The 24,659-nt window shown below is 46.2% G+C and carries 24 protein-coding genes and 1 pseudogene; 14 read left to right on the top strand and 11 right to left on the bottom strand.

Going from position 1 to position 24,659, the window contains the following annotated elements; all coding sequences use genetic code 11:
• Position 1 precedes the first annotated feature (1 nt).
• On the bottom strand, positions 2–943 hold the full coding sequence (locus VJL_RS16400) for a glycyl-radical enzyme activating protein (RefSeq protein WP_038879513.1): 942 nt from the start codon (positions 941–943) through the stop codon (positions 2–4).
• Positions 944–1,197: 254 nt separating this feature from the next.
• Here VJL_RS16400 and VJL_RS16395 point away from each other — a divergent pair, with 254 nt between their 5' ends.
• Positions 1,198–1,872, top strand: coding sequence for a fructose-6-phosphate aldolase (locus VJL_RS16395; RefSeq protein ID WP_038879638.1), 675 nt, complete (start codon positions 1,198–1,200; stop codon positions 1,870–1,872).
• Positions 1,873–1,981: 109 nt separating this feature from the next.
• On the opposite strand, the gene VJL_RS30215 is transcribed toward VJL_RS16395, so the two are convergent.
• The 5 genes from VJL_RS30215 to VJL_RS16375 all read right to left on the bottom strand — a co-directional run bounded on the left by VJL_RS30215 (position 1,982) and on the right by VJL_RS16375 (position 6,096).
• Complete coding sequence (locus tag VJL_RS30215) at positions 1,982–2,116, bottom strand: hypothetical protein (protein WP_258644613.1); 135 nt, start codon at positions 2,114–2,116, stop codon at positions 1,982–1,984.
• Positions 2,113–2,541, bottom strand: coding sequence for a ribosomal maturation YjgA family protein (locus VJL_RS16390; protein WP_038879510.1), 429 nt, complete (start codon positions 2,539–2,541; stop codon positions 2,113–2,115). The genes VJL_RS30215 and VJL_RS16390 overlap by 4 nt, the downstream gene beginning before the upstream one ends.
• Positions 2,528–3,868, bottom strand: coding sequence for a cell envelope integrity protein CreD (creD, locus tag VJL_RS16385; protein WP_038879507.1), 1,341 nt, complete (start codon positions 3,866–3,868; stop codon positions 2,528–2,530). The genes VJL_RS16390 and creD overlap by 14 nt, the downstream gene beginning before the upstream one ends.
• A 75-nt stretch (positions 3,869–3,943) precedes the next feature.
• Positions 3,944–5,386: a two-component system sensor histidine kinase CreC gene (creC, locus tag VJL_RS16380; protein WP_038879505.1), complete on the bottom strand. Its 1,443-nt coding sequence runs from the start codon at positions 5,384–5,386 to the stop codon at positions 3,944–3,946.
• Positions 5,386–6,096 (bottom strand): response regulator, encoded by a 711-nt coding sequence (locus tag VJL_RS16375; protein WP_038879502.1) that lies wholly within the window; start codon positions 6,094–6,096, stop codon positions 5,386–5,388. Before VJL_RS16375 ends, creC begins: the two co-directional genes overlap by 1 nt.
• A gap of 260 nt (positions 6,097–6,356) precedes the next feature.
• On the opposite strand from VJL_RS16375, the gene VJL_RS16370 reads away from it, so the two are divergent.
• Positions 6,357–6,869 carry a DUF2799 domain-containing protein gene (locus VJL_RS16370; protein WP_009706451.1) on the top strand — a complete coding sequence of 171 codons (513 nt, stop codon included), beginning with the start codon at positions 6,357–6,359 and terminating at the stop codon, positions 6,867–6,869.
• Positions 6,870–6,904: 35 nt separating this feature from the next.
• Here the strand turns inward: VJL_RS16370 and VJL_RS16365 are convergent.
• Positions 6,905–7,281 (bottom strand): annotated as a pseudogene (locus VJL_RS16365) (GNAT family N-acetyltransferase).
• A gap of 162 nt (positions 7,282–7,443) precedes the next feature.
• Here VJL_RS16365 and eno point away from each other — a divergent pair.
• Positions 7,444–8,727 carry a phosphopyruvate hydratase gene (gene eno / locus VJL_RS16360; protein WP_038879500.1) on the top strand — a complete coding sequence of 428 codons (1,284 nt, stop codon included), beginning with the start codon at positions 7,444–7,446 and terminating at the stop codon, positions 8,725–8,727.
• A gap of 70 nt (positions 8,728–8,797) precedes the next feature.
• On the opposite strand, the gene VJL_RS16355 is transcribed toward eno, so the two are convergent.
• Positions 8,798–9,268 (bottom strand): GNAT family N-acetyltransferase, encoded by a 471-nt coding sequence (locus VJL_RS16355; protein ID WP_038879498.1) that lies wholly within the window; start codon positions 9,266–9,268, stop codon positions 8,798–8,800.
• Positions 9,269–9,400: 132 nt separating this feature from the next.
• On the opposite strand from VJL_RS16355, the gene VJL_RS16350 reads away from it, so the two are divergent.
• Together VJL_RS16350 and yidZ are read left to right on the top strand one after the other, a co-directional pair.
• The gene (locus tag VJL_RS16350) at positions 9,401–10,591 is read left to right on the top strand and encodes an MFS transporter (RefSeq protein ID WP_038879495.1); all 1,191 of its coding nucleotides are present in this window, start codon (positions 9,401–9,403) and stop codon (positions 10,589–10,591) included.
• Positions 10,566–11,534 carry an HTH-type transcriptional regulator YidZ gene (yidZ, locus tag VJL_RS16345; protein ID WP_038869058.1) on the top strand — a complete coding sequence of 323 codons (969 nt, stop codon included), beginning with the start codon at positions 10,566–10,568 and terminating at the stop codon, positions 11,532–11,534. Before VJL_RS16350 ends, yidZ begins: the two co-directional genes overlap by 26 nt.
• Positions 11,535–11,581: 47 nt before the next feature.
• Here yidZ and VJL_RS16340 read toward each other — a convergent pair whose 3' ends face one another.
• Positions 11,582–12,472, bottom strand: coding sequence for an alpha/beta hydrolase (locus tag VJL_RS16340; RefSeq protein ID WP_038879492.1), 891 nt, complete (start codon positions 12,470–12,472; stop codon positions 11,582–11,584).
• Positions 12,473–12,619: 147 nt separating this feature from the next.
• Between VJL_RS16340 and VJL_RS16335 the strand changes: the two genes are divergently transcribed.
• Positions 12,620–13,537 (top strand): LysR family transcriptional regulator, encoded by a 918-nt coding sequence (locus tag VJL_RS16335; protein WP_038879489.1) that lies wholly within the window; start codon positions 12,620–12,622, stop codon positions 13,535–13,537.
• Positions 13,538–13,549: 12 nt separating this feature from the next.
• Here the strand turns inward: VJL_RS16335 and VJL_RS16330 are convergent, their stop codons facing one another.
• Positions 13,550–14,422 (bottom strand): aspartoacylase, encoded by an 873-nt coding sequence (locus VJL_RS16330; protein ID WP_038879486.1) that lies wholly within the window; start codon positions 14,420–14,422, stop codon positions 13,550–13,552.
• 61 nt (positions 14,423–14,483) lie between these two features.
• A complete protein-coding gene (locus VJL_RS16325; protein ID WP_038879483.1) occupies positions 14,484–15,362 on the bottom strand; it encodes a 6-carboxytetrahydropterin synthase in 879 nt (292 codons plus the stop codon).
• 206 nt (positions 15,363–15,568) lie between these two features.
• Between VJL_RS16325 and VJL_RS16320 the strand changes: the two genes are divergently transcribed.
• The 8 genes from VJL_RS16320 (at position 15,569) to VJL_RS16285 (ending at position 24,523) form a co-directional block, all read left to right on the top strand.
• Positions 15,569–16,435, top strand: coding sequence for a DMT family transporter (locus VJL_RS16320; RefSeq protein WP_038869048.1), 867 nt, complete (start codon positions 15,569–15,571; stop codon positions 16,433–16,435).
• 414 nt (positions 16,436–16,849) lie between these two features.
• Positions 16,850–19,030, top strand: coding sequence for an FUSC family protein (locus VJL_RS16315; RefSeq protein ID WP_038879480.1), 2,181 nt, complete (start codon positions 16,850–16,852; stop codon positions 19,028–19,030).
• A gap of 10 nt (positions 19,031–19,040) precedes the next feature.
• Positions 19,041–20,708 (top strand): TolC family protein, encoded by a 1,668-nt coding sequence (locus VJL_RS16310; protein WP_038879478.1) that lies wholly within the window; start codon positions 19,041–19,043, stop codon positions 20,706–20,708.
• On the top strand, positions 20,708–20,911 hold the full coding sequence (locus VJL_RS16305) for a DUF1656 domain-containing protein (protein WP_019821560.1): 204 nt from the start codon (positions 20,708–20,710) through the stop codon (positions 20,909–20,911). Before VJL_RS16310 ends, VJL_RS16305 begins: the two co-directional genes overlap by 1 nt.
• Before the next feature lie 12 nt (positions 20,912–20,923).
• A complete protein-coding gene (locus VJL_RS16300) occupies positions 20,924–21,811 on the top strand; it encodes an HlyD family secretion protein (RefSeq protein ID WP_038879475.1) in 888 nt (295 codons plus the stop codon).
• Between the two features lie 18 nt (positions 21,812–21,829).
• Positions 21,830–22,516 carry a potassium channel family protein gene (locus VJL_RS16295; protein ID WP_038869040.1) on the top strand — a complete coding sequence of 229 codons (687 nt, stop codon included), beginning with the start codon at positions 21,830–21,832 and terminating at the stop codon, positions 22,514–22,516.
• The gene (locus VJL_RS16290; RefSeq protein WP_038869038.1) at positions 22,509–23,660 is read left to right on the top strand and encodes an AI-2E family transporter; all 1,152 of its coding nucleotides are present in this window, start codon (positions 22,509–22,511) and stop codon (positions 23,658–23,660) included. Before VJL_RS16295 ends, VJL_RS16290 begins: the two co-directional genes overlap by 8 nt.
• A 191-nt stretch (positions 23,661–23,851) precedes the next feature.
• Positions 23,852–24,523, top strand: a complete 672-nt coding sequence (locus tag VJL_RS16285; RefSeq protein ID WP_038879472.1) for a DUF2057 domain-containing protein — start codon at positions 23,852–23,854, stop codon at positions 24,521–24,523.
• Positions 24,524–24,659 lie beyond the last annotated feature (136 nt).

The raw sequence follows: 24,659 nt of genomic DNA, 5'->3' as shown, positions 1-24,659 counted from the left end.
GTTAACCTCTTACAATCACGTTAAGTTGGGTGTTTTCGCTTGCGTATTGCATGGCGCTTTCTAGCAGTTCTGGTTTGTTTAATGGCTTGTCAGAACACTCGTAAGGCATATCGAGCAAACGGTATTTATTGATGCCGAGCGTGTGGTACGGCAGCAAGTGAAGTTCTTGGCAGCTTTCTAGTGAAGCCGCAAAATCGATGATGTCTTTCAACTCTTCGATGGTGTCATTGAACCCCGGCACAACGGGAACACGAATCACAATGCGCTTCGCTATAGGTGCCAGTTTTCGGAAATTATCTTTGATGCGTTTTAGTGAACCTTTCGCCCAACTAAGAAACTTTTCTTCATCGGTGTGTTTTAAATCTGCCAACCAACAATCGATATGCGGCGCGGCTTTTTCGACGTTCTTCCACGGCACATGCATGCACGATTCAATAGCGGTAGAGACTTGGTTGTAATGCAGACGCTGCGCGAGCTCTGCCACCAAATCTGCTTGCATGAGTGGCTCACCACCGGAGAAGGTCACGCCACCTTGGCTTTGGTCGTAGAAAGGTTTGTCCTTCATCAAGGTGTCGAACAGCATGTCTGATTTCGCCTCTTCACCGCAAACGGTCAGTGCTTGCGTAGGGCAGACGTTTCGCAGCGCGATCAGTTGGTCTTCTTTGATGGCTTTGCGATTGATGATGATTTGGTTGTCGATGCGTTGAATACCATCGCTCACCGTTTCACTACCCGCCGTGGTTTGAGTTGTAGCTTGATACGCAGAAACGCACAGCTGGCAATCTTCCATGCAGCTTCGCTGATCAAACAACAGTGAATGCTTTTCGCTGCGGCTTTCTGGGTTTTGACACCAAGGGCAAGACAAGCTGCATCCTTTAAGAAAAAGAATGGAACGAATGCCATCGCCATCATGGGTAGAGAATCGTTGGATATTGAAATACATCTCTGCTTGCCTCTTGGTCTGTGCTACCGCTGTGCACTTAATCCGTTTCTTGCTGGTTAAGTCTTATGAGCGGCTTTTCTTTGTTCGAACTGAAAGCTTCATTTGACCCTTTACAAGTTTCACTTAACTTTCATTTAATGAAATTATTATAGTTTCAAATGAAATTTCAATTGATCAAAATCAAGATCTCGTTCGATTGTCAGATCTATAGTGATCCCATCATCAAAACGAAGATTTTGTTTAAGGTAGAAACCATGATTGAACTTTATTTAGATACTGCTGATGTGGCAGAAGTAAAACGCTTTAACCAGTGCCTACCGCTAAAAGGCGTGACGACAAACCCAAGCATTTTGGCGAAGTCAAAACAGGGACTGAATGAAACCCTAGCAGGCATGCAAGAAGCACTTAGCGGTACACCTCGCTTTCACGCTCAAGTCGTGAGTTCAACCGTCGAAGGCATGGTGGCAGAAGCGCGCCAACTGAATGAATTGCCTTACGATATGGTGGTAAAAGTACCAGCAACAGAAACTGGCTTAGCAGCAATTAAGCTAATGAAAAAAGAAGGAATTCAGGTTCTTGCTACCGCTATCTATTCAGCTCAACAAGGTTTCCTAGCGGCACTGTGCGGTGCAGACTACCTAGCGCCTTACGTAAACCGCATTGATGCGATGAACGGCAACGGTGTTGAAGTGGTCGCGGATCTTCAATTGTTGCTCGATCAAAACCAACTACCAGCGAAGATTTTGGCAGCCAGCTTCAAGAATACTCAACAAGCGATGGATGTGATGAAACTGGGCATCGAAGCCATTACATTGCCAACCGATGTGGCAGCACAAATGTTCGCACATCCAGCAGTAAAACCGGCGGTTGAGCAGTTCGATAAAGACTGGAAAGAGACGTTTGGCGATAAACTTTCATTTGAAAGCTAATTAAAAGTAGCAGCTAGACGTCTCAGTTAATAATAAAGGGAATCTTAACTCACCCTGTGCGCCGATGAGTTTAAGATTCCCTTTTGTATTTCATATAAAGAGGTGAGGTTTACAGCAGTTCTCTATTGGTCAGTGACCAAAGGTACACGCGCTTGAGTAAACTGATTTTGAACCTCTTACGAATACCTCGTTTGGAATGGCGGAATCGGTTTGGTAGCGCAATGGCTTTCATCTCGGTTTTCATTTCTTTTCCATCCACCAACACAGTAGACCTCCGATGCAGTAAGCCAGCAGATCTTTCCAATCAAATGTGGCGCCCAAAATTACAGCCAGAGGCGATGAAGATTCGATACCAAGCCAAACCGCAACCTGTAACAATTGCCCTAACTCAACAGCAAACGCAATCAACACCACCAATGAAACCAGCCAGTTAACGGGCATAGAGAACATACTTGCAAGAAAGTAGTAGAGCCAAACCACAACGAGAACATCACCAACTGTCGGACGAATAAAGCTGTCTCGAACATAGAGCGCAATAACGACCAATGCGATAAAACACACCAAGCTTTTCAGTCCATTTTTTGCAGAAAATCGCAGGTGGATAGCAGACGTCTCTTCCACTATATCGCTTGGCTGACCAGTGAGAATTGCTCGTTTAACCATCTTCATGATTCGCCTTTGCGCTTTCTTCTGCTTTCTTATTTCGTGCGTACCAATCGATGTTGCGTGTAATGACCATAGTGAAGCTCAAAATCGCGAAACACAGTAATGTCCCCATCACCAATGCGTAGCTTTCTGCTTGTAGCAAGCCAAACAGTAATCCGTAGAGAGTAAGTAAACACGCTCCGAATATCGCGCCGTGTTTGGTGTTGCTCAACATACCGCTCACGTACACACTTAAAAGCCCCGTCGATGCGACTGCTGACACCACATACGCCCAGTTAAAGCCCAGATGTTCACTCATCGAAATCAGCAATAGATAAAAAAGCGCTAAAGCCAGACCAATAAAGCCGTATTGCACTGGGTGAACCGGACGCGCTTGGAACAGCTCCAGTAAGAAGAAACTCGCAAATACTAATGTGATAACCAACAGTGAATAGTTCACAGCTCGGTGAGATTTCAAATAGTGGTCCACGGGATCAATCAAATCTACGCCCATTTGTCGCTGTTCAAGCTCGTGACAAGCGTGATTCGATGACAAACAGCTTTGGAACAACTGCGCGATATTGGTAGAGAAGTTGTTGCTCGCCCATTGTGCGTTAAATCCATCTTCAGAGACTTCTGATGACACCGGTAAGTAATCACCAATAAAGCTCGGGTGTGCCCAAGTTGAAGAGAGTTCAACTGTTGTTTGACTGCCGATTGGGGTGACTTGAAGCTGCCCCATCCCTTGCAGCAAGAAGTTAAGATCGAAAGCCAAAGGTTGTGCTGGGTTTAGGTCTGCAAGTGTCAGATCACTGTGGAAGCCTTGTGGTAACGGATTTAACCCTGTTCCCGGTGCGACTTCGATGTCAGCGCTCGCCAGTGTCATGTCATCCAAACGAATTAATCCGCGGCTGTCTTCAATGCCAACCACTAGGCTCATGTTGTCAATATCAAGCCCCTGTAACGCCGCGAGATCGTCTGCATCAAAAGTGCCTTTCAGTGCCACTTGTGCTTTGTATAAACGCGCACGGTAAATGCCTCGGTACTTTTCAAAACTGTCCAGATTCGCGCTCATATCAAAAGTGCTAGGTAAAAGAAATTTACGACGCTCTTTAATCTGTACTTTGTCATCTCGGTAACTGGTTTCGGTGTAGTTAACCATGATGAATGGACCAATGATGCGCTGTTCGCCGCTGCTGCTGCGTGCGATGTCGTTTCTAACTTCATCTTGGCGATATGAGCGTTCTGAGATCAGCCCTGTGACCATTGAAAGCGGGATTTGCAGTAAGACAAACAAAAACAGTACGAAGGCGAACTTCGTACCGAGTTGGTTATTGAGGATCTTTTTCATATTTCATTCTCCATTTGCTGATGGAAGTAATCTAAATCAGCAATTTGGAGAACGAATGGAGCTAATGTGGAGTTTCTATGGAGTTGGTAAAATCAAGGTCACTTTCACACCAGCATCGACGTTTTCGACTTGCAACTGACCTTTGTGCAGCTTGATCACTTGCTCAACAAAATTCAGCCCAAGCCCAGTGCTCTTAACGCCATTTTCCCGAGCGAGGGAATAAAAGCGCTCGGTCAAACGAGGCATCGCATAGTCAGGAATGTGAGGACCTGAATTGAAAATCGACAAGCACACCTTCTCTTTTGTGATCTCGGCTTTCCATTCAATGCGTCCCTCTGAATCAACAAAATCCAGCGCATTGTCCATCAGGTTAAAAGCGGCCTGTTTCAGTAAGAAGGCATCACCAAGTACGGAGAGATGGTCATCAATTTGGATTTTGGCAGTGACCGACTTAGCACTCAAACGCGCATCCGCCGATTCAACCACTTCATTGACCATTTGTTTTAGCGAAATAGCTTCGACTTGTTCTAGCTCGGGGCGCTTTTCAAGACGAGCCAGTTCGAGCAACTTATCAATCAATGACTGCATGCGGTCGCTTTCTCGCTCAATGTTGCCAGCAAAGCGCGTGACCTTTTCTTCAGGCAACGGCATTTGCAATATTTCACTCGCGCCTTTAATCGCTGATAATGGGCTTTTCAGCTCATGAGTCAGCGTCTGTACGTACTCTTCCACATACTGCTTACCATCGAGCTGATTGCGCATTTTCTCTAATGCGTCGCTTAGCGTGCCGTACTCATAGAAGATACGAAATGTCGGCTTAGAGACCTTTTCGCCCTCACCCATTTTGGTCGCGTAGTCTTCTAGCTTGTTCAGTGCCGAGTGAATTCGCCAAGCAAACAATGCCCCAGCCAACAGCACTAAACCACTCATCCACACCATCCAAAACAGCACATTGCGTTTAGAAAGATCGATGAAGGGTTGTACGGAGCGATTGGATTTTGCCACCGTCACGCTGCCAATGATTTCGCCTTTGTGGTAAATGGGCGCAGCCACGTGCATAACGGTTGAGAGCGGATCTTTCGGGTCTTCGATGGTACTGCGCGCGCCGTATTGACCACGCACCGTGAGATACACATCGTTCCATTGCGAGTAGTCTTTGCCTACGTCTTGCTGCCAAGAATCCGCAATCACAATGCCTTGTTTATCGGTGATGTAAATTCGATGGTTAATCGCTTTTTTGCCAATTTCCCAAATGCGCGCTTGGGGTTCTCGCTGCCCATAAGCCGCTAGTAGTTTGGAGAAGCGACTCTCAGACAACTTTCCGTTTGCAACGTCTTCTTCCGCCAATACCGCAAGCAAGTTCGCCATATCCACCAGCGTCTCTTCGGTGGTTTGACGCACGGTTGGCTTAAGTTCTTGGACAACGGTTTTGCTCACCATGTAAGCCGTCATCCCGACTAAGATGAAGTAGAGAAAAAACAGTCTGAGTCCAAGTGGGATCTTCGGCCAGCGATTCATCATTCACCTTTAATGCAGTAAAAGTAACCAAAGCCACGTTTGGTACAGATGCGTTCAGACATCTCAAACGGCTTCAACTTATGGCGAATGGCTTTGATGTGGGTATCGATATTGCGCTCGTATGCAGCCTCTGGCGCCATGTCTGCCGCGACCATCAGCTGCTCTCGACTCAATACATTGGAAGAGACGGAAATCAGTTTATCGAGGATCTTGAACTCCACCGCGGTCAGCCCAAGCATTTGCCCGCCAACACCGTAGTCGAAGTTCTGCGCAACTAAATCATGGTTCAAATGAGGTTGTTCTGGAACAGCCACAGGCTCTGGTTTGCGCTCCATCATTGGCGCTTTAGCTTTGATTCGAAGTTTAATGCGCGCCAGCATTTCGCGCGGGCTAAATGGCTTAGTCACGTAATCATCCGCGCCAATCTCCAAGCCTACCACGCGGTCAATTTCATCGCTTCTTGCGGTGAGAAAGATAATGGGAATATCAGAAAACTCACGAATGGTTTTGCACAATTCAAAACCATTACCATCCGGTAAGCCTACGTCCAACACAAGTAACGCTGCAGAGTTATGCTGCAAAAAGGCTAAGCCCTCTCCTGCCGTTGCAAACCACTCTGCGTGGTAGCCATCCATCTCTAATACATGAATCAGGTTCTCTGCAATGGCAGATTCATCCTCAATAATGACGACGGTTGATTGGTCGCTCAATGTTCTAACCTCACTGACGATACTTGTTTAGATGCACATCTTGTTCACTTACTTTGGCGCAAAGGCTATCGAATTGATACCACAAAGGCAAAATCCGTGAATAATATTAATCAAACACCCTCTCATTCAGCGTAGTGAACTTATCACTCACACTGATGAGTCACTACAATTGTGAATACAATGATTTCAACCATTGATATGAACAGTGTTCATTTTACACTCGAGTTATCAATTCGATTTTGTTTAAAGGACAGTAACTGATGAAAAGAGCGCTAATCCCCCTAGCTTTACTCACTTTGCTCTCTGGTTGCGCCAGCATGTCTCCGGATGAGTGCAAGACGGCGAACTGGTACAAGGTAGGTTATCAAGATGGCCGAGACGGCAACGATCCAAACGTTATTAATAGTTATACCGAAGACTGTGGTGAGGCGGGTGTGACACCAGACCGAGCGAAATGGAAAGAAGGCTTTGATAAAGGCACTATCCAGTATTGCTCACCAGACAATGGTTACACTGTCGGTATCGAAGGCAAAGAATATTACGGCGTGTGCAGCAGCAAAGAATTCATTGAAAACTACCAGTTAGGTCATCAAGAATATCAACGCCAGCAACGCATCCAAGAGATCGATACTGAAATCTCGGTCATCGATAATCAACTTGATGGCAACCCAGACAAAGACAATGCCAAACGTCTGAAAGAGAAGAGAAAGCGATTGGCTGACGAGCGTTCAGACCTGTTGTCGCCAACCATCAACTTGAATCTAAATTTCTAAATCGATTGGATTTAGCTAACTAAAAATTAATGGCCCTAGCTCAGTTCTAGGGTCATGAATTGACTGTTCGGATCGAGTTCGTAATCCCCGAACGGCTCGCAGTACACAAAGCCATGCTTTTCATACAACAGGCGCGCAGGTTTAAAAAATTCCATCGAGCCCGTTTCTAAACTCAAGCGCTGCAAGCCTTTTTGCTTCGCTTGCTCAATCACATGAATCAATAATTGAGACGCCACTCCTTGGTTTCTTGCCGCTGGAGTGGTGCGCATGGATTTCAGCTCCGCGTGTTGGCCATCCAACTCTTTAATCGCAGCACACTCTCTGGTGGCGACGTGGCGTACATGTCTTGCAAATGTTCTTCTTGCAATGCAATGACTGCTGTTCTTTCTAAATTGTCGACTTCTATCTTCACGACTCTTCCTTGATCACCAATGGCCTTTCTGGAATTTATGTGAAAACAGCCACATAAACAACTGTCTTCAACATCAAAGATATCAAGAGTCATCGTAATTAAAAATCTGTGTCTACACTCTTAAAGTCATTTCCCCACCTAACTGATCATTGAGGACATACTATGGATTTCTTGATTGAGGATATTCTGGCGCGCGAAATTTTGGATTCACGCGGAAATCCGACTGTGGAAGTCGAAGTCACACTCGGCTGTGGCATTGCAGCAAGAGCATCGGTGCCCTCGGGCGCCAGTACTGGTTCACGAGAAGCTGTAGAACTGCGAGATGGTGACGACACCCGCTTTGGTGGCAAAGGTGTACTCAATGCCGTTCAACTGATCAACACCGAAGTGCTTGAAGCCATTGTTGGTTTGGACTCGCGCGATCAAGCATTAATTGACCGCATTATGATCGAGTTAGATGGCACCGAAAACAAATCCCGTCTCGGCGCGAATGGCATTCTTGGTGTCTCCCTTGCTGTTGCTCGCGCAGCTGCACTGACCGCTGACGTACCTTTGTATCAGTATCTTGGCGGTGTGGGCGCTAATCTATTACCTGTGCCTTGTATGAACATCCTCAACGGCGGCGTGCATGCTCGCTGGCAAGGTCCGGATTTTCAGGAATACATGATTGCGCCATACGGTGCTGAGAACTTTAGACAAGCGGTGCAATGGGGTAGCGAGGTGTATCATGCATTGCGCCAAGTTCTGTTGGAGTCTAATCACTCGGTTGGCGTCGGTGATGAAGGTGGCTTTGCGCCAGCTGTGAAGTCCAACCGCGAACCATTAGAGTTGATTGTCAAAGGCATTGAGAGAGCTGGATTAAAACCTGGAGTCGATGTCGGTATCTGTATGGACCCAGCCTCTAGTGAGTTCTATGAGAATGGTAAATACAAGCTACGCTCAGAGAACCGTGAACTGACCTCTGCAGAGATGATTGAATACTACGAGAAGTTGGTAGAAGACTTCCCTGTGGTTCTTCTCGAAGATGGACTTGCTGAAGACGACTGGGATAACTGGCCGCTATTGAATGAGAAGCTTGGCGGTAAGATCGAAATCGTTGGTGATGATCTTCTGGTTACTAACACCAAATACATCCAAAAAGCGATCGACATGAATGCTGCTAACTCAGCATTGATCAAACTGAATCAGATTGGCTCGCTAACCGAGACCATTGAAGCGATTCAAATGTGTCATCACGCTGCATGGGGCGCGTTTGTTTCTCACCGTTCGGGTGAAACCACAGACAGCTTTATTGCCGATATGACCGTTGCACTTCGCACAGGTCACCTTAAAACAGGTGCGCCATGTCGCGGTGAACGTGTCGAAAAATACAATCAGCTAATGCGCATTGAAGACGAGTTAGGCTCAATGGCGGTGTTCGCTGGTCGCAAAGCCTTCGTTCGCTAATTTCTCAATACATCTAAAAGAAAGCCGCCCAGTGCAGAACTGGGCGGCTTTTTAGTGTCTGGAAAACTAATTACAAGGCTTGTCGCATGATGTGCTGAGGCCCAACCGGACCATCATGATACAGCTCATTAGTATCTTCAAAACCTGCTTTCAAATAGCACTGATAAGCCGGTACATTGCGGCAATTAACCGTCAAGTAGAGAAAATCAAAGCTCGGAAAACGCAATTTAGCGTAATCAGCAAACTGGCTGATGGCTCGCTTGGCAATGCCTTTACCTTGATGACGATGATCCAACAACAACCAACGCACGCCTAAGCTCTTTTCCGGACAGAAGTCGTAATTCTCACTGTATCCCGCATCGAAGACAAAAAAGCCAACCACTCGATCATCCAATAAGATCAAATGCGCTAGCTCTGTCGGTTTAAGACTTCCCAATAACTCTGGAATGTTCGCTACTGTGTATTGGACTTGATCCTCTAAGACTTGCAGCTCAAGGGTTTGCTCATGACGGCATGGCGTGTACTTTTCAATGGTAATCATAATCATCCTTGCTGTTTTTATACCCATTTCATACAGGGTATGTCGTAAATGGAAAAACCTGCTGTCGTATTTCCCACTCGCAGGCAAACGTTTAGCACACTATTATCCTCATCAACTGTTAGTGAGGTTGTCATGTTTCGTTTTCTGCTTTGTAGTTTCTCTCTTGTTTTACTCTATCCTACCGCCATTGATCTTTATCTTGTAGGGTTGCCTCAAATTGCCGCGGATTTAAACGCCAGTGAATCACAACTACACATCGCGTTTTCTATTTACCTTGCTGGTATGGCAACCACCATGCTGTTTGCAGGAAAAATCGCCGACTCCGTTGGGCGTAAACCGGTGGCGATGGTAGGTGCAGCCATTTTTATTGCAGCATCATTGCTTGGCGGAATGGCAGAACAATCCAATACATTTTTAATCGCACGTTTTGCCCAAGGTATTGGGGCTGGCTCTTGCTATGTGGTTGCTTTTGCTATTTTGCGCGACACATTGGATGACAAACGCCGCGCTAAGGTGCTGTCGATGCTAAACGGCATTACCTGCATCATTCCTGTCATCGCCCCCGTTGTCGGCCATCTCATTATGCTCAAATTCCCTTGGCCAAGCCTATTCACCACAATGGCAGGCATGGGTGTGGTGGTTTGTTTGCTTTCGACCTCGGTGCTGAAAGAATCAAAGCCTAGTGCATTGCCACAACAAAACACCACTTCAGCTTCTACCCAAGAAACGTTCGCGGAGCGCTTTTTCATCAGCCGACTCATCATTACGGCCATCGGCGTGACCACCATTCTTACCTACGTGAATGTCTCTCCAATGCTGGTGATGGGCGAACTTGGTTTTGATCGTGGTGGCTATTCTTCTGTCATGGCAGGCACTGCATTAGTCAGTATGATCACTTCTTTCTCTGCGCCATTGGCTTTGTCTTACTTTAAGCAACGTACTCTGATGCTGACTTCGCAAACCTTGCTTGTCAGTGCAGCGATGGTGATTGGTTTTGCTCATCTAAACCAATGGGGAATCCCATTTTACTTATTCGGATTTGGGCTGATTTGCGCTGGCTTCTCGATTGGCTTTGGCGTGGCCATGAGTCAAGCGCTCAGCCCTTTCTCTCTGCGTGCTGGTGTAGCAAGCTCACTGTTGGGCATCGCTCAAGTGTGTTGCTCTGCCCTCTACATCTGGTTTATGGGGGTCATCGGCGTTAATGCGCTGAATATGCTGGTGTTTGTGTTAGCTATAGGTGGCGCAATCAGCTTGGCTCTAATACTATTTATTCCTAAGCCTGCTCATGAAAGCCACTATGAAGAAATCACTAGCCCGTCTTGATCTCAACTTGTTGTTCACTCTGCAATTGCTGCTGCAAGAGCAGAGTGTTTCCAAAGCATCGAAGAAATTGAACGTCACGCCGTCAACGGTAAGTAAATCGCTCAATAAGCTTCGTGACTGGTTTGATGATCCTCTGTTTGTGAAAACACCAAAAGGATTAGCACCCACTCCATTAGCACAAAGCATGGAGCAAGATCTGGCGGAGTGGCTACAAATTGGTAGCCAAATTGCAGAGAAGCGCAGCGATATAGCCCCCAAAGGCGTGCGCTTTGATCTGACCATTGAGTCACCTTTAGTGCTGACGATTCTTGATGATCTTCTTGTTGCAATCCACCAGCGCTACCCAGATGCGAAAGTCAAAACCAGTAACTGGGATTACGATTCACTCGACGCGATTGTGCGTGGAGAGGCAGACATCGGCTTCACCGGCAGAGAGAGTCATCCCCGCTCAAAAGAGTCACTCGACCTGCTTCCTTACTTTCTTGATTTCGAAGTGCTGTTCTCAGATTTACCTATGGTGTACCTACACAAAGATCACCCCGCTTTGGAGCAGGAATGGAACCTTGAAACCTTTTTGAGTTACCAACACATCAATATTGTTTGGGAAAAGAGTGAGACGTGGGCACTGGATGAAGTATTGAGTGAACTTGGCTTACAGCGCTCCATTGGCTTAACCATGTCGAGCTTCGAACAGTCTCTATTTATGGCTGCGCAACCACACCACAATATGCTGACCACAGCACCGCAGTACTGTGAGAGTTACACCAAGAAGCTGCATCCAGATTTGGTGTGCTTACCCATTCCTTTAGAGCAACCACAACAAGAAAAATTGCTGATCCCGTTCACCATGATTTGGCACAAACGTAATGCGTACAATCCCAAACTGGTGTGGTTACGAAATACCATTAAGTCACTTTATGGTTGTTCCAGTGACATCGATTAATGGCAAAAGGGGCGATGTTCTCGCCCCTTTTTCTTCTAATGGTGTGATTAGCTAAAAAACTCGATGATCTGCTCGACTGCTTGATCAACATATTCGTCTTCATCATACAGCCCAATGTGATTTGCACCTTCAATTCGAATCAGCTGTTTAGGCTGCGAAGCCGCATCAAACATTTGCTCGCTTTCGTATGCGGAATCCGCTTCTGTACCGACAATCATCAGTAGTGGTGTCGGCGTCAAGTTTGCAGCAATATCCAAAGCTGAAAAGTTAGCCAACGCTTCATAAGACCAAGGCAAAAACTTGCTCTCGTATAAGCCTTTTGCTCCGCGCTCTGTCATGTAGTACTGGTAGAACTCTCGGAACAGACGTGGCATTTCCTCACTGTCTTCAGTTGGTGCATGAGGCAGAAAATCAATCTGCCCAGTAGCCAGATAACGTTCTCTCGCTTCATTACCTTTAAGCAGTAAATCTAACAAACCCTCTCGACCAATTACGTTGTGATAAAAGCCTCGGTGGTCAAAGTAAGCACTCACGGTCGCAAGTGATTTTACGCGTCGATCTGTCGCAACGGCATGAGCTAAATACCCACCGCCAGAACAAACACCTAACCCATGGATTTGCTCACTGTTCACGTATGCTAAGGAACGTAAATATGTCACCCCGTTGCGGCAATCTTCCGCTTTATTGTATGGGTTCTCATGAAATCTTGGCGCACCTTCACTCGCGCCAAAACTGGCATGGTCAAACGTTAATACCACAAATCCCTTGGCAGCAATTTTCTCGGCGTAGATTCTTACCGTCTGCTCTTTCACACCCGCCTGTGGCGCAGCAATCAAAACCGCTGGTAAAGGGTTTTCCACTACGGATGGACGATGAATTTCCGCTGCAAGTCGGTTGCCATTGCTGAAAAATGAAGCCTCATATCTTGTTACTGTCACTCGATTCACTCTCTATGTTTAACGGTTTTTAGACGATAAAGACGAGCATTCACAAACATTTGCACTCTGCTCCTCTCTTTTAAACAAGTATAAGGAGCGCTATTATTCGGATATATATAGCCATTATGAAAACACTGTTAGGTTTATATGAACAATCTATCTTGGCGCGGTATTCGAGCGTTTATTTATGTAGCGGAATGTGGAAGCTTCACCTCCGCAGCCGAAACGATGGGCGCATCAAAGGCAAACGTAAGTCAGCTCGTGAGTGAATTAGAGTCCTCGCTAGGTGTTCAGTTACTCTATAGAACCACACGTCAGCTCCGTCTTACTGAGATTGGCGATGGTTACTTTCGTAAATGCAAAGAAGCGATGCTACAACTGGATGCCGCCGCAGAATGGGCACAGCAAGCCACCAGCGAAATTAAGGGTCGGATTCACATGAATTCTGTTGGAGGTCCGATTGGTGAAGAGCTTATTGCACCATTGGTGATGAGTTTTCAAGCCGCCTACCCGAACGTTGAAGTAGAGCTCGATTTCTCAAAACATCGCGTCGATCTGATTGAAGATAGCTACGACTTGGTGCTACGTGTTGGTGAGATGCCAGACTCGACTCTCATTGCGCGCCGTCTCACCATACTTCGCACACACTATGTCGCAAGCCCGGATTTTCTCGAACGGCACCCGAAGCTCCTCGTCCCAGAAGATCTTAAAGCCTTGCCTTTGATTCATGGCAGTGTTGATCATTGGATCATGAAGAATCATAAAGAACAGCGCATTATCAACGTAGGGCAAGGTATTAAAGCGGCTACTGGCAGAACCATGCGCCACGCGGCGATTTCTGGGCTAGGGGTAACGCGACTAACCGATGTGTACTGCCATGCTGATTTAACATCAGGGAGACTTATCGAAGTGCTCCCTGAATGGTCAGAAAAAACCTTACTTTCGCTCGTCTGTCCGCCAGTCAAATATCAACTGCCAAGAATCAAAATGCTTATGGACTGGATAAGTGACCGATTTGAAGAGCACTATAAACAGTTCAAGATTGAGGGTGAGCATTCCAGCTAAGCTCGGTTTCAATCACTCCGCGCTCACAACCTTTTTCTCAGCAAGTGCCATAGCGATATTGGCTTTGCTGTATGCACTCTCATTGATGAAGTGCGGATAGATATCTTGTTTACCTTCCCAGAAGATATCGTAACCAAAGAAAGTCGCGAGTAATGGCTCTCCCGGCTTTACCACTTCGAAATCACGCCCGCAGATCATTGGGTGTACCGTCGCAACGCGCATACCATCTTGGCCGAGAGGAATCATGACCTCTTCGGTGTAAAAATAAGCGTCATAGTCACTCAGTTCGCCAACTTGTCCAAGGTTATGCACTTCAACGTAGTCCAGAACCATGGTCAACATTTTCTTCATCAGCTCCAAGGTTTCATATTTCAACGAACCATGAGCTTGAGCACCAACTTCAATCATCACACCATACTTCCCTGTGGTGCATAAATAAGGTTGGTCGTCCCACTCTTTTCTGTCTTCAAACAAGATGTTGGCTTCTGGCATACGTTGCTTCACATACGCCCCCATCTTTCGATAAAACGCGTTGTTCGACACCAAGATCAGGGTTGCGCCCATATTACTAGTAGTGTTGTGCAGATCGACTATCAATTGATTCTCTTGGCGAGCATGTACTTGCGTGAATTGCTGCGCGACTTCGGTTTCTTGTTGAGTCGCAGGCGATGATTGATTCACCAAAGCAAATTCACGATTGAGATCCGTCTCAACATAACGAACGTTTTGCTTAACCGCTTCAGGGTTGCCAAGTACACACTGAGTATTGAACGTCGAACGGTCGGCAACATAAAGACGGTCTTTGATGAGCTTTTGAAGGTAAATACCAGAAAGCTCATTGCCATGTGTACCTGCCACGAGCAGAACACGATTGAGTTTGTCCATAAAAGTGATATTCCAAAAATTAAGTAAAAGTTAGCTTTGATTGACAATGGGCGACGCTATTTTAACGAAACGCCATCGCTCCTTTCCCTACGCCTTCATAAGCGATGACTTGTAACGACTGCCCTTTAGCCAATGAAGGGGCAATGTCATTGGCAATAAATACAGCCAGTAGCTCTACCGTCGTATCCGTATCTAATACTTCAGTTTCGCTATGTGCGATAGCAAGTTGGAAGTCACCTTGTGAAGTGGTATACCGGAAGCCAAAATGCGTGTCGCAGTTGATAAGGCTTGCATGTTCACTCAGCTCCAGATGACCAATCTCGACTAGGTCTTCGATGGACGCGAGGTAGATGTCTTGCCAACGCTGTGCAAAAGCGTGTTCACGAACGGTATCACGTTCACCATCAGTCAAGATTTCAATCGGTGAACGATGCCCGTGTGCAATGCGTTGGCAGTTGCCGTCGTGTTTTTTTAAACCATGGGTATAGTGGTAATACGCACCATTAATCTGTTCATGGCGTAAGGTAACGTCGATTGAAGCCACGTTGCTTGGCAAATGACCGATCAACACCTTGTGAATATGCTCAGTCACACTTTCAATCGAGATAGCTTCGGTTTCAATAAAGCAGAATGCTTCGTCGGGGCAGTTCAAATGAATACTTTTTTCACCGCGAATGAGATCAACTTGGGAATAACCCGCTTTCACATGCGCAGAATGCACTGCTGAGTTCTTTGACGGTACAAGCAGTCGATGGTCGACGTGTTCATCAACCAATTGTTTAATTTGCTTTTTCACTTTAGAGAAATCCAGCACCATGCTCATCTCGTTGAGATCACCATGCATTACGACATCAAGAATCCAACTCTCTCCGACCATTCCTCGTGTTGCGCACAAGTAAGAAGCATCAATAACAGTGAGGTCCTTAACAAATAAATTCAAACTGAATTCCTCATTCATCTAGTTTAGGGATTTAAAATTATTGTTATATTATAACAATTGCAATTTCTACTCAATTTAACCTAACGTTGTCTGTTCTCATTCCAGCTTGAGCGATGTTTTCCGCTATAACTAATCACTTTATCAACTAGTCCGTACTTGATATTTGGCGCTACACTGCCAGCTCTTACGATAAATAAGGATAAGGAATGTCGACATTTTTACTGACTGCGATTGCCATGATGGCATTTGCTGCCAATTCACTGCTCTGTCGTTTGGCATTGGCAGAAGGATTGATTGATGCTGGCAATTTTACCCTTATCCGCTTGCTCTCAGGCACAGTCATATTAGTTTTCATTCTTCTCATTCGTGGAAACTGGCATAGCCAACGACCGACAACCAAGTTCAGCGTACTCGCAGGGTTAGCGCTCTTTGGTTACGCCACACTCTTCTCCTTTGCCTATATAAAACTAGCAGCAGGCACGGGGGCTCTGTTACTTTTTGGTGCCGTCCAGCTCACATTGCTCGCGCTGTATTGGTGGCAAGGACAACAATTTAGAACGCTCGAGTTGATCGGTATTGCGGTATCTTTAATTGGCTTTACATGGTTGATGCTGCCATCTGCGACTCGTCCTGATATCTGGTCAGCAATATTAATGGTCGCTTCTGGTATATGTTGGGCAGGTTTTACCGCACTTGGTAAACAAGCACCGACACCAAGTAGTGGCATTACGTGGGGGTTTATCACCGCTTCTTTATTCGGTCTTATGCTCTCTCCTCTCTTATCAGCTCCCGCTCACTTTACAATACAAGGTATATTGTTGGCTGTAGCATCGGGTGCCATTGCTTCCGGTTTCGGCTACGTGCTCTGGTATCAAGTAATGCGAAAGCTGTCATTGTTACAAGCTGCAGTCAGCCAGCTCTCGGTTCCTGCTATCGCCTTGCTGCTTGGCTCGCTGTTACTCGGTGAAACATTGACATTCCACTCAGTCATGACCAGCCTAATCATCCTCAGCGGTATTGCGTTAGTATTTTTATCTCGCGCTCAAAAACCTAATATCGATCTCAAAAAGTAGCACTGCTCTCGGCAAGCCAATAAAAAATAAAAACTTTCCTATCTACTTAGCTATCATCATCTATGCTTTTCTATAGGCAGTCAGTCTCACAAATTTGGACGTGAACGCTGCCGATAACGCACTGGCTCTATGTATTGATTGAAAACTTGGCTTGGTAATTCCTGCAAATCTGTATCACTAATGAGATTTTCTAGTTAAACGTTTTCTTTCTCATTTTCCTCTCGCGCCAGCAGCAGTAAGGCGTAAGGAACGATTGTGGCGTCTAACCCTAATTTGGTTTTGACAAAGGATTTACAAACCACCTCTTTTCACTCGCTATATTCCGCCTCCGCATTTTATTCAGAACGAAATTCGGATTATTGACCGAGTAAATTCATTTACTTACAACTATAAGCCTGAGCAAACTTTGACACTATGAACGATAAAATCAAATTCGCCACAAAAGTCGCGCTTAGCCTAACTCTGGCTTATCTGATCCCATTTGCTATGGGTTGGCCGCAAGCTTCAACCGCAGCAACGACTGTCATGCTGATTGCTTCTACAGGCAGCCGTCGCGAATCATTAGCAAAAGGGACACTACGTGTACTTGGTACACTAGTCGGTGCCGTCATTGGCTTATTGTTGGTAGGCATGTTCGCGCAAGATCGCTTAATGTACATGTTTAGTGTTTCAGTGGTTGTGTCTTTTATCTTCTACTTCCGCAATGCCTACCAAAAAGACCCGACATTATTAGCTCTAACCGGCGTAATGGTTTTGATGATGTCTAATGGCGGAGATGCCGAGGGCGCATTCATGTACGGTGTTGATCGTGCCCACATGACTATTTTTGGTGTCGTCATTTATACCTTGGTTGGTACTTTTTTGTGGCCGACCAAAACAGAACAGAATTTGCGCCAGATGATCGAGCAGCTTAACCAAGCTCAGCAAACTTTGTTCGCAGCGATCTTGCAAAATTTCGAAGAAAAGACAACGCCACACCACGTTAACGCCTCTTCCTCTGAACAAAAAGAAGGGGATGAAGATGAAGAACCGACTCCCACGATTGATGAGTTATTAGATAAGGTTTTCACTGCTCAGAATGCGCTAGAACAGCGCTTCGCCATGATCAGTGTTGAATGCAGTGATGTCTCGGCTTACATGAAAGAATGGCAACTCGCTGTTCACTTCAATAAACAAATCACTCAAGAACTCAGTGTCGCGGCACACAGCCACTTTAGCCATCAGCAAGACCGTGATTGCATCAACAACTTTGATCAAGTGGTTAAAGAGATCCAGACCCTATTTCAAACCTGCCAAGAAATGTGGGAGCACGAAGGTCCAGCTTATCGTGCGCAAGAACTCAGCATTGATTATAACCAAGAAGCACTATCGAATGCCTCCCACCTAACCAAAGGCTCCGCTCTTACTCTTGGTCACTTGCTAAAGTTAATGCATCAAAGCTTATCTCGCCTATCAGAAAGCATCAGCTGTATTGATTCCGTCACGAACAATGTGTCTTTCAAGCAAGAGCTGCCGAAACAAAAAAGTAAGTTCCTTTGGTGGGATGCTGAGAACTTTAAAACAGCAGTGAAAACCTTTACGACTTATTGGGTAGCAGGGTTGATTTGGATTTACTTCAATCCTCCTGGTGGTTACTCATTCGTTACCTTCTCGACCATCTTTATGTCATTGCTGTCATTCGTACCCGTTCACCCATTTATGCTGCTGATTTTGTTTACGTTTGGCTTCCTATTTGCGGTGCCTTCGTACGTATTCATCTTACCGGGATTAGAGCTCGGCGGTGAGCTCGGCTTGTTCATCTTCATCTACACCTTTATCGGCTTCTATCTGTTTAAAGGACCGGTAACGATCTTCTACATGATTGGCCTGTTTGTGCTCGGACTCGACAACAACATGACCTATCACTTCGGGATTCTAATGACGATCATGACCCTGTTCTACATGGTGGTGTTTATGATCATTTTTGCACATTACTTTCCATTCAGCTCTCGCCCTGAGCATTTGTTCCTGACTTTGAAAGAGCGGTATTTCCGACACGTTGGCGACCTGTTTAGCAGTTATCATCAGCCATCAAACTCCAGCTTCAAATCCGTCAAGCGCTCACTGCACTTGGTCACTCTGAATGTGTCTTCGAAAAAACTCAAAGTGTGGGGCTCAAAGGTCAATCACAAACTGTTTGACAAAACGACACCAGAGGCGATCGGCGCATTCAGTAAATCCTGCGATGCGTTGAGTAACCACGTCAACATCCTGATTGCAGCGGAACAAAAGTTATTAAGTAACCCACTTATCAAACAGTTACGCAGCAAGCATACCGATTCCATATTACCCCTGATGGCAGGCGCATTAGCAAGCCATCAGCCAACAACTGAACTCGATACTGTCTTCGAACAATACAGCCAAGATTACCAATCCTTTGAAAATAAACTGGAAGATTTCTTTAGTGAGTTGGATTTATCTGACTACGCTTATTCAGAGATTGCCGGTTTTTATATCTTGCTGAATTTAAAACGGAACGTGTTCGAAGCGATCAACCAATGCAAGCAAACCTATGAGGATATCGATTGGGTGAACTTACGTCAGAAGCGGTTTTAAAGGTGAGGATATGATGCTTCTAAAACTAACTAAACCAAGCCTCGCCATACTCTCTGTACTCGGATTAAGTGCGTGTACGACTTTGGGTCCGGATTATGTCCACCCAGAGCAAACCGCCTTGCCAAGTGACTGGTCGGTAGAAAAAGCCGCCGCCACGCAAGACGCAGAGCAGTCAGAGCAAAAATTGCAGCAGTGGTGGCAGCAATTTAACGACCCGACCCTTAACCTGTTGGTTGAGATGGCCAGCCAACAAAACCTTGACCTTGAGGCAGCTGGCCTGCGCATCGTTCAAGCACGTTCACTACTGGGCATATCGACTGGGTTGCAGTACCCACAAGTACAAACCGTCTCCGGTAACTTAGCGCGAGCTTATGTGAACGACCAAGGTGTCAATAACGCCGCGTTGTCATTTGATGCGGGGTGGGAGATGGACATTTGGGGCAAATACGCACGTGGAATTGAGTCTGCCGAAGCAGGCTATTACGCGTCGATTGCGTCTTATCACGACATTATGGTCACCATCACTGCGGAAGTCGCTCGCAACTACATTAACTACCGTACTTTCCAAGAACGTATTCTGCTTTCTCGCCGAAATATCGAGATCCAAGAACGTGTGGTGAACATCACTCAAGTCCAGTTTGATTCTGGCAACGTTACGGAACTCGACGTTCAACAAGCAAAAAACCAGCTCTTCAACACCAAAGCAGCGCAACCTTCGTTAGAAATCGCGATGAAGCAATCCCGAACCGCGTTAGCGTTGTTGCTTGGTGTCTTGCCAGAAGAGGTTGAAGGATTGTTGAAATCCGCGGGCTTTGCACAGCGAATGGCGGATTACGAGGCCCAATTTAAATCCTCAGGAAGAAAGCCAGCGCTCTCCGGTAATGATGAACGTTCAATCGTGCCTCGCCCTCCTCTGCTTGATAACCAAGTGGATGCGAACTTAGTGATGCGTCGTCCTGACTTGCAAGTATCTGAAATGCAAGCACGTGCGCAAAGTGCGCAAATCGGTGTTGCTGAAACGGCTCTCTATCCTAGCTTCTCCCTTTTTGGTTCTATCGGCATAGACAGCACAGTGCCAGATGGCAGCAGCTTTAGCTTCAGTGACTCGCTCACCATGGTGATAGGTCCGACATTCAGTTGGAACATATTCCAGTACGGCCGTGTGAAAAATAACATTCGATTTGAAGATGCGAAGTTCCAAGAAACGCTCACTAACTACAACAAGAAAGTTCTGCAAGCAGTCAATGAAGTGACCAATGCGCTGGAGGCTTATGATCTTTACTTGGAGCAAAAGTCATTGCGTCTGCAATCGGTGAACTCCTCTATTCGTGCATTCAATATCTCGATGACTCAGTATGAGAATGGCCAAATTTCGTTTGAACGTCTACTCAACTCAGTAGAGAAAATGACGCGTGCGGAAGACAGCTACGCCACCATCAAAGGCAATGTTGCTAACCAAGTTGTCGCCTTATACAAAGCGCTCGGTGGTGGCTGGGAGGCCCAAACGGGCAAACCTTTCTTGTCGGAAGGTGTAGCGAAGCAAATGCAAGAACGCAGCGATTGGGACGGCTACTTGGATGAAGAAGCACGTGTGCTGCCGCCTTATCGTAGCGAGGACTCAGCCTCGAAAGATCAAGCAGAAAGCAATAACGCACCACAAGAAGGGGAGGCTCAATAATGCCACATGAACTCTCTTGGGGTGACGTGTACTTCTCACCATTGTTGCTAGTGCTGTTTTTATCGGTTACTGCCACTTGGATTACCGTGATCATTTTAAACAAAACACGTCTGTCTCGTTTTATTGCGTTTCCGTCCCTGACATTCCTTGCCATCATGGTGTTTTACGTGGTGGCCATCGACAGTTTTTATATACAGTTTTAGGTGCCCAACAAGATGAAAAAACTACTCGTTATTGCACTCAATCTTGTCATTCTTGGTGGCGCGGCTTGGTTCGGCTATCAGAAGTTCGAAGAGTATTTTAATAACCCTTGGACCCGAGATGGCCAAGTTCGTGCCAATGTCATTAAGGTGGCGCCAAGAGTCTCTGGCCCTATCGTCAATGTCACCGTGCAAGATAACCAAGAAGTAAAGAAAGGCGATCTGCTATTTGAGATCGACCCTACTACTTACGAAGTTGCCCTCTCACAAGCAGAAGTGGCATTGCAAAAGTCTATCGTCAGTTCACGCGGCAAGAAGATAGAGTACGATCGTTTGAAAGACATTCGTGCTAAAGACCGCGGCGCAGTTTCTCACAAAGACTTAATCCGCCGTGAGATCACCTACGAAGAGTCACTGCTGCAAATCAAATCCGCTGAAGAGCAATTGAAATCAGCTCGTTTGAACCTTAGCTACACCAAGATTTATGCCTCGGTTGACGGTTTTGTCTCTAACCTTGATATCCGCGACGGTACACAAGCCGTTGCGAACCAACCTTTGGTTGCCCTTATCGATAAAGACAGTTTCTGGGTATTTGGTTTCTTCCGTGAAAACCAATTAGCGCAAATTGCTCCGGGCAGTGATGCGCGCGTTACTCTGATGTCACACCCAGACACACCAATCGATGCCACCGTCGATTCTATCGGTTGGGGTATCGCCCCAAAAGACGGCACCGTGGGCTATAACCTTCTGCCTAACGTGAACCCGGTATTCCAATGGATTCGCCTAGCACAACGTATTCCTGTTCGAGTGTCATTGCATGAATTGCCGGAAGGCGTTGATCTGAGATTCGGGCTTTCCGCTTCCATCATAGTGATGAAGGACTCATCACAAGAACAAGAATAGGAGTTAAACAGGCAAACCATGGCTATTGGAAAAAAACTCAAAAACATCAATGAAGAAAACAACTTCTTCTACCTGACGTTAGCGCTTATCGGTCTGTTGATCGGTGGTGCGTTTGTACAAGTCGTAGGGGAAGGTGCAATGGAGCATCTTCTGCAAGGCTTCACCATTCTGACTTTCATCGTTTGTATGGCGAGTCTGCGTTTTGATAAGAACTGGTCACGCTTCCTTTATACCTTGTTAGGTACGTGGATCGTGGTCATTGCCATCAAAGCAGTATTAGGCATCAAAGAGATGGACGTAGTGATGCTCGCCCTAACCTTCGCCTTCTTCTTTGGTACGTTTAAATCGATTGCAAGACAGATTCTTTTCACTGGACATGTGAACACCAACAAGGTGATTGGATCTGTTGCACTCTTCTTGCTGCTCGGTCTGATGTGGGCAATTGCTTACCTCATTCTGCTGGAGTTTTCCCCAAACTCATTCACTGGGATGGAAGCCATCTCATGGGGCCAAAACTTCTCTAACGCAGCGTATTTCAGTTTCGTCACTCTAACCACTCTCGGTTATGGCGACATCAGCCCTCTAACACCTTTGGCGCAAGTCGTCGTGTATCTAGAGGCCATCGTAGGCGTGTTTTATATGGCGATTGTTGTTTCAAGTCTCGTCAGTTCCAACATTGAACATCAGGTAAACAAAAATGGATAAACAATCGGTAAAAATCGAAAGTAAGGTTTTCATCAGTAACATGGTGGAATCTGCAATACGAATCGGCTTGATCTTGATCTTGCTGATGTTTACATACGACATCATCAAACCTTTCATCCTTCCGGTGATTTGGGGTGCCATCATTGCCGTCGCTCTGATGCCAATCTGTAAAAAGCTGGCAAAAGTGTATGGTGGTAAACGTGGCCTCGCTGCAACGACCATCGCCTTGCTGGGTATCGCGCTATTGGTTACACCTTTAGTCATGGTATCGGGTTCTATTGTCGATGGCGCAACGCATGCGCTGGACGTACTGCAAAGTGGTGACATTAAGATCCCAGGTCCAAAAGCATCGGTAGCAGATTGGCCTTTGGTCGGTGACAAGCTTTACGAAGTATGGACACTGTTTGCAACCAACCTAGAAAAAGCAATCCAAACCTTTATGCCTCAAATTAAGGCAGGTCTGACTTCTCTGCTTGGTATGGTCGGTGGTGCACTGGGTAGCTTACTACTATCAATCATCTCTCTAGCGATTGCTGCTGGCTTTATGACTTACTCTGAGTCTCTAGCATCTGGCTTGAAAACCATCGCGGTTCGTACTGCGGGTGATAATGCGAAGAGCTGGACAACGCTTATTGCAGCGACCATCAAGAGTGTGTTGCTTGGCGTTGTTGGTGTAGCAGCCATTCAGGCTCTATTAATTGGTGCGGGGTTCTTCATCTTTGGCGTTCCGGCTGCGGGCTTACTAACACTAGTACTGATGATTCTTTGTATCGCACAGCTACCTGCTCTATTGGCAGTACTGCCAGTCGTTGGTTACATGTACATGACGCAAGACACCAGCACAGCAACCATGTTTACGGTTTGGGTTGTGGTTGCAGCGCTATCTGAAAACCTATTCAAACCAATGTTGATGGGTCGTGGTGTGGATGTACCAATGCCCGTAATTCTACTGGGTGCAATCGGCGGTATGTTGTTCTACGGCATTGTCGGCCTATTCTTAGGTGCGGTTATTCTAGCGATTTGGTACGAGCTGTTCGTGTGGTGGTTGAACATTGAAAAAGCGCAACAGCAGCAAGAAGCGTTAGAGGAAAATGCCGAGCGAGATTCCAGACAAAACGAAGCCGGACACGGCGCTGGTATCTAATCGTTCTATCAATTGAAACAAACCGCTGCTTGCAGCGGTTTGAGCTATTTGGCTCACAGTTTCATCGACGCGAATAAGATTAAAATGACGTTCTTGTTAAATTTTCATACTTCTTACATTCGAGAGTTGCAATAAAGCACTTTACGATGCACTCTCGGTGACCACAAATGACAGTGCTTAGGATAAAAACAATGAAATTGATCAAGCCTTTAACTTGCGCGCTTGCTCTTGCTATGAGCGGAATGGCATTCGCGGATGTAACCGTAAATGTTCCTGACGACGTTTCAGTTTTGGCCGCAAACGGCGAAAAAGTAAAACTATCTGGTGGCTTCTTTGCTTCGGAAAAGAGCTTCACTCTACCTGACGGCGTAAACCAAGTTGTGTTCCGTTACGCGCCATATTTCAGCCAAGGTAATGACCGCCTAAGTGTTGAGAGTGACGTGATCGTAACGCGTTTCGACGCGACAGATGCAGAGCTGACTCTACAACTGCCGGAATACCGCGACCTTCGTGAAGCTGAAAACAAAATCAAAGATCTAGATTGGAAACTGGTTGACGCTTCTGGCAACGCTATCGCAGTTGAGCAAGACAAGCTTATGAAGCCTGGCATGCAAATCGGTCGTGACTACGTTCGTGAAGTGGAAGATTACAACAAAGCTGGCGGTGTTGCGGCAGTTGGCGTTGTAAGTGCTGCAGTAATTCAACCAGCAACACTTCCTGCAAAGATCCCAGCGGACATGAAGCAAACTAAACCTGCGACCATGAAAGCCGATTCAACAGCTGAAGAGATGCTGCACTTCTGGTACCAAAAAGCAGACGCAGAAACACAAGCGCGCTTTAAAGCGTACATCAACCAGCAATAAGCACGTTGATTTAGTCACGTATAGCTAAATGCAAAAAGCCACACTCGAATGAAGTGACCCCGTAAAGTTGGACATTTCTGTTAAGCGGCTTTCAAGGCCTGAGTTCGATACTCTATCGGAGTCAGGCCTTTTAGCT

This window comes from Vibrio jasicida CAIM 1864 = LMG 25398, from assembly GCF_000400365.1.
Classification (GTDB): domain Bacteria; phylum Pseudomonadota; class Gammaproteobacteria; order Enterobacterales; family Vibrionaceae; genus Vibrio; species Vibrio jasicida.
Note: the sequence above shows the minus strand (reverse complement) of the source record. Positions and strands in the feature narration are given on the sequence as shown.

Excerpts from the sequence above, each read along its gene's own strand:
- VJL_RS16285 (WP_038879472.1), top strand. The coding sequence starts at position 23,852 with ATGAAATTGATCAAGCCTTTAACTTGCGCGCTTGCTCTTGCTATGAGC.
- VJL_RS16355 (WP_038879498.1), bottom strand. The coding sequence starts at position 9,268 with ATGATTACCATTGAAAAGTACACGCCATGCCGTCATGAGCAAACCCTT.
- VJL_RS16390 (WP_038879510.1), bottom strand. The coding sequence starts at position 2,541 with ATGAAGATGGTTAAACGAGCAATTCTCACTGGTCAGCCAAGCGATATA.
- VJL_RS16300 (WP_038879475.1), top strand. The coding sequence starts at position 20,924 with ATGAAAAAACTACTCGTTATTGCACTCAATCTTGTCATTCTTGGTGGC.
- VJL_RS16335 (WP_038879489.1), top strand. The coding sequence starts at position 12,620 with ATGAACAATCTATCTTGGCGCGGTATTCGAGCGTTTATTTATGTAGCG.
- creD (WP_038879507.1), bottom strand. The coding sequence starts at position 3,868 with ATGAAAAAGATCCTCAATAACCAACTCGGTACGAAGTTCGCCTTCGTA.
- VJL_RS16320 (WP_038869048.1), top strand. The coding sequence starts at position 15,569 with ATGTCGACATTTTTACTGACTGCGATTGCCATGATGGCATTTGCTGCC.
- VJL_RS16350 (WP_038879495.1), top strand. The coding sequence starts at position 9,401 with ATGTTTCGTTTTCTGCTTTGTAGTTTCTCTCTTGTTTTACTCTATCCT.
- VJL_RS16305 (WP_019821560.1), top strand. The coding sequence starts at position 20,708 with ATGCCACATGAACTCTCTTGGGGTGACGTGTACTTCTCACCATTGTTG.
- yidZ (WP_038869058.1), top strand. The coding sequence starts at position 10,566 with ATGAAGAAATCACTAGCCCGTCTTGATCTCAACTTGTTGTTCACTCTG.
- VJL_RS16310 (WP_038879478.1), top strand. The coding sequence starts at position 19,041 with ATGATGCTTCTAAAACTAACTAAACCAAGCCTCGCCATACTCTCTGTA.
- VJL_RS16315 (WP_038879480.1), top strand. The coding sequence starts at position 16,850 with ATGAACGATAAAATCAAATTCGCCACAAAAGTCGCGCTTAGCCTAACT.
- VJL_RS16295 (WP_038869040.1), top strand. The coding sequence starts at position 21,830 with ATGGCTATTGGAAAAAAACTCAAAAACATCAATGAAGAAAACAACTTC.
- VJL_RS30215 (WP_258644613.1), bottom strand. The coding sequence starts at position 2,116 with ATGAAAACCGAGATGAAAGCCATTGCGCTACCAAACCGATTCCGCCAT.
- VJL_RS16290 (WP_038869038.1), top strand. The coding sequence starts at position 22,509 with ATGGATAAACAATCGGTAAAAATCGAAAGTAAGGTTTTCATCAGTAAC.
- creC (WP_038879505.1), bottom strand. The coding sequence starts at position 5,386 with ATGAATCGCTGGCCGAAGATCCCACTTGGACTCAGACTGTTTTTTCTC.
- VJL_RS16395 (WP_038879638.1), top strand. The coding sequence starts at position 1,198 with ATGATTGAACTTTATTTAGATACTGCTGATGTGGCAGAAGTAAAACGC.
- VJL_RS16330 (WP_038879486.1), bottom strand. The coding sequence starts at position 14,422 with ATGGACAAACTCAATCGTGTTCTGCTCGTGGCAGGTACACATGGCAAT.
- VJL_RS16370 (WP_009706451.1), top strand. The coding sequence starts at position 6,357 with ATGAAAAGAGCGCTAATCCCCCTAGCTTTACTCACTTTGCTCTCTGGT.
- eno (WP_038879500.1), top strand. The coding sequence starts at position 7,444 with ATGGATTTCTTGATTGAGGATATTCTGGCGCGCGAAATTTTGGATTCA.
- VJL_RS16400 (WP_038879513.1), bottom strand. The coding sequence starts at position 943 with ATGTATTTCAATATCCAACGATTCTCTACCCATGATGGCGATGGCATT.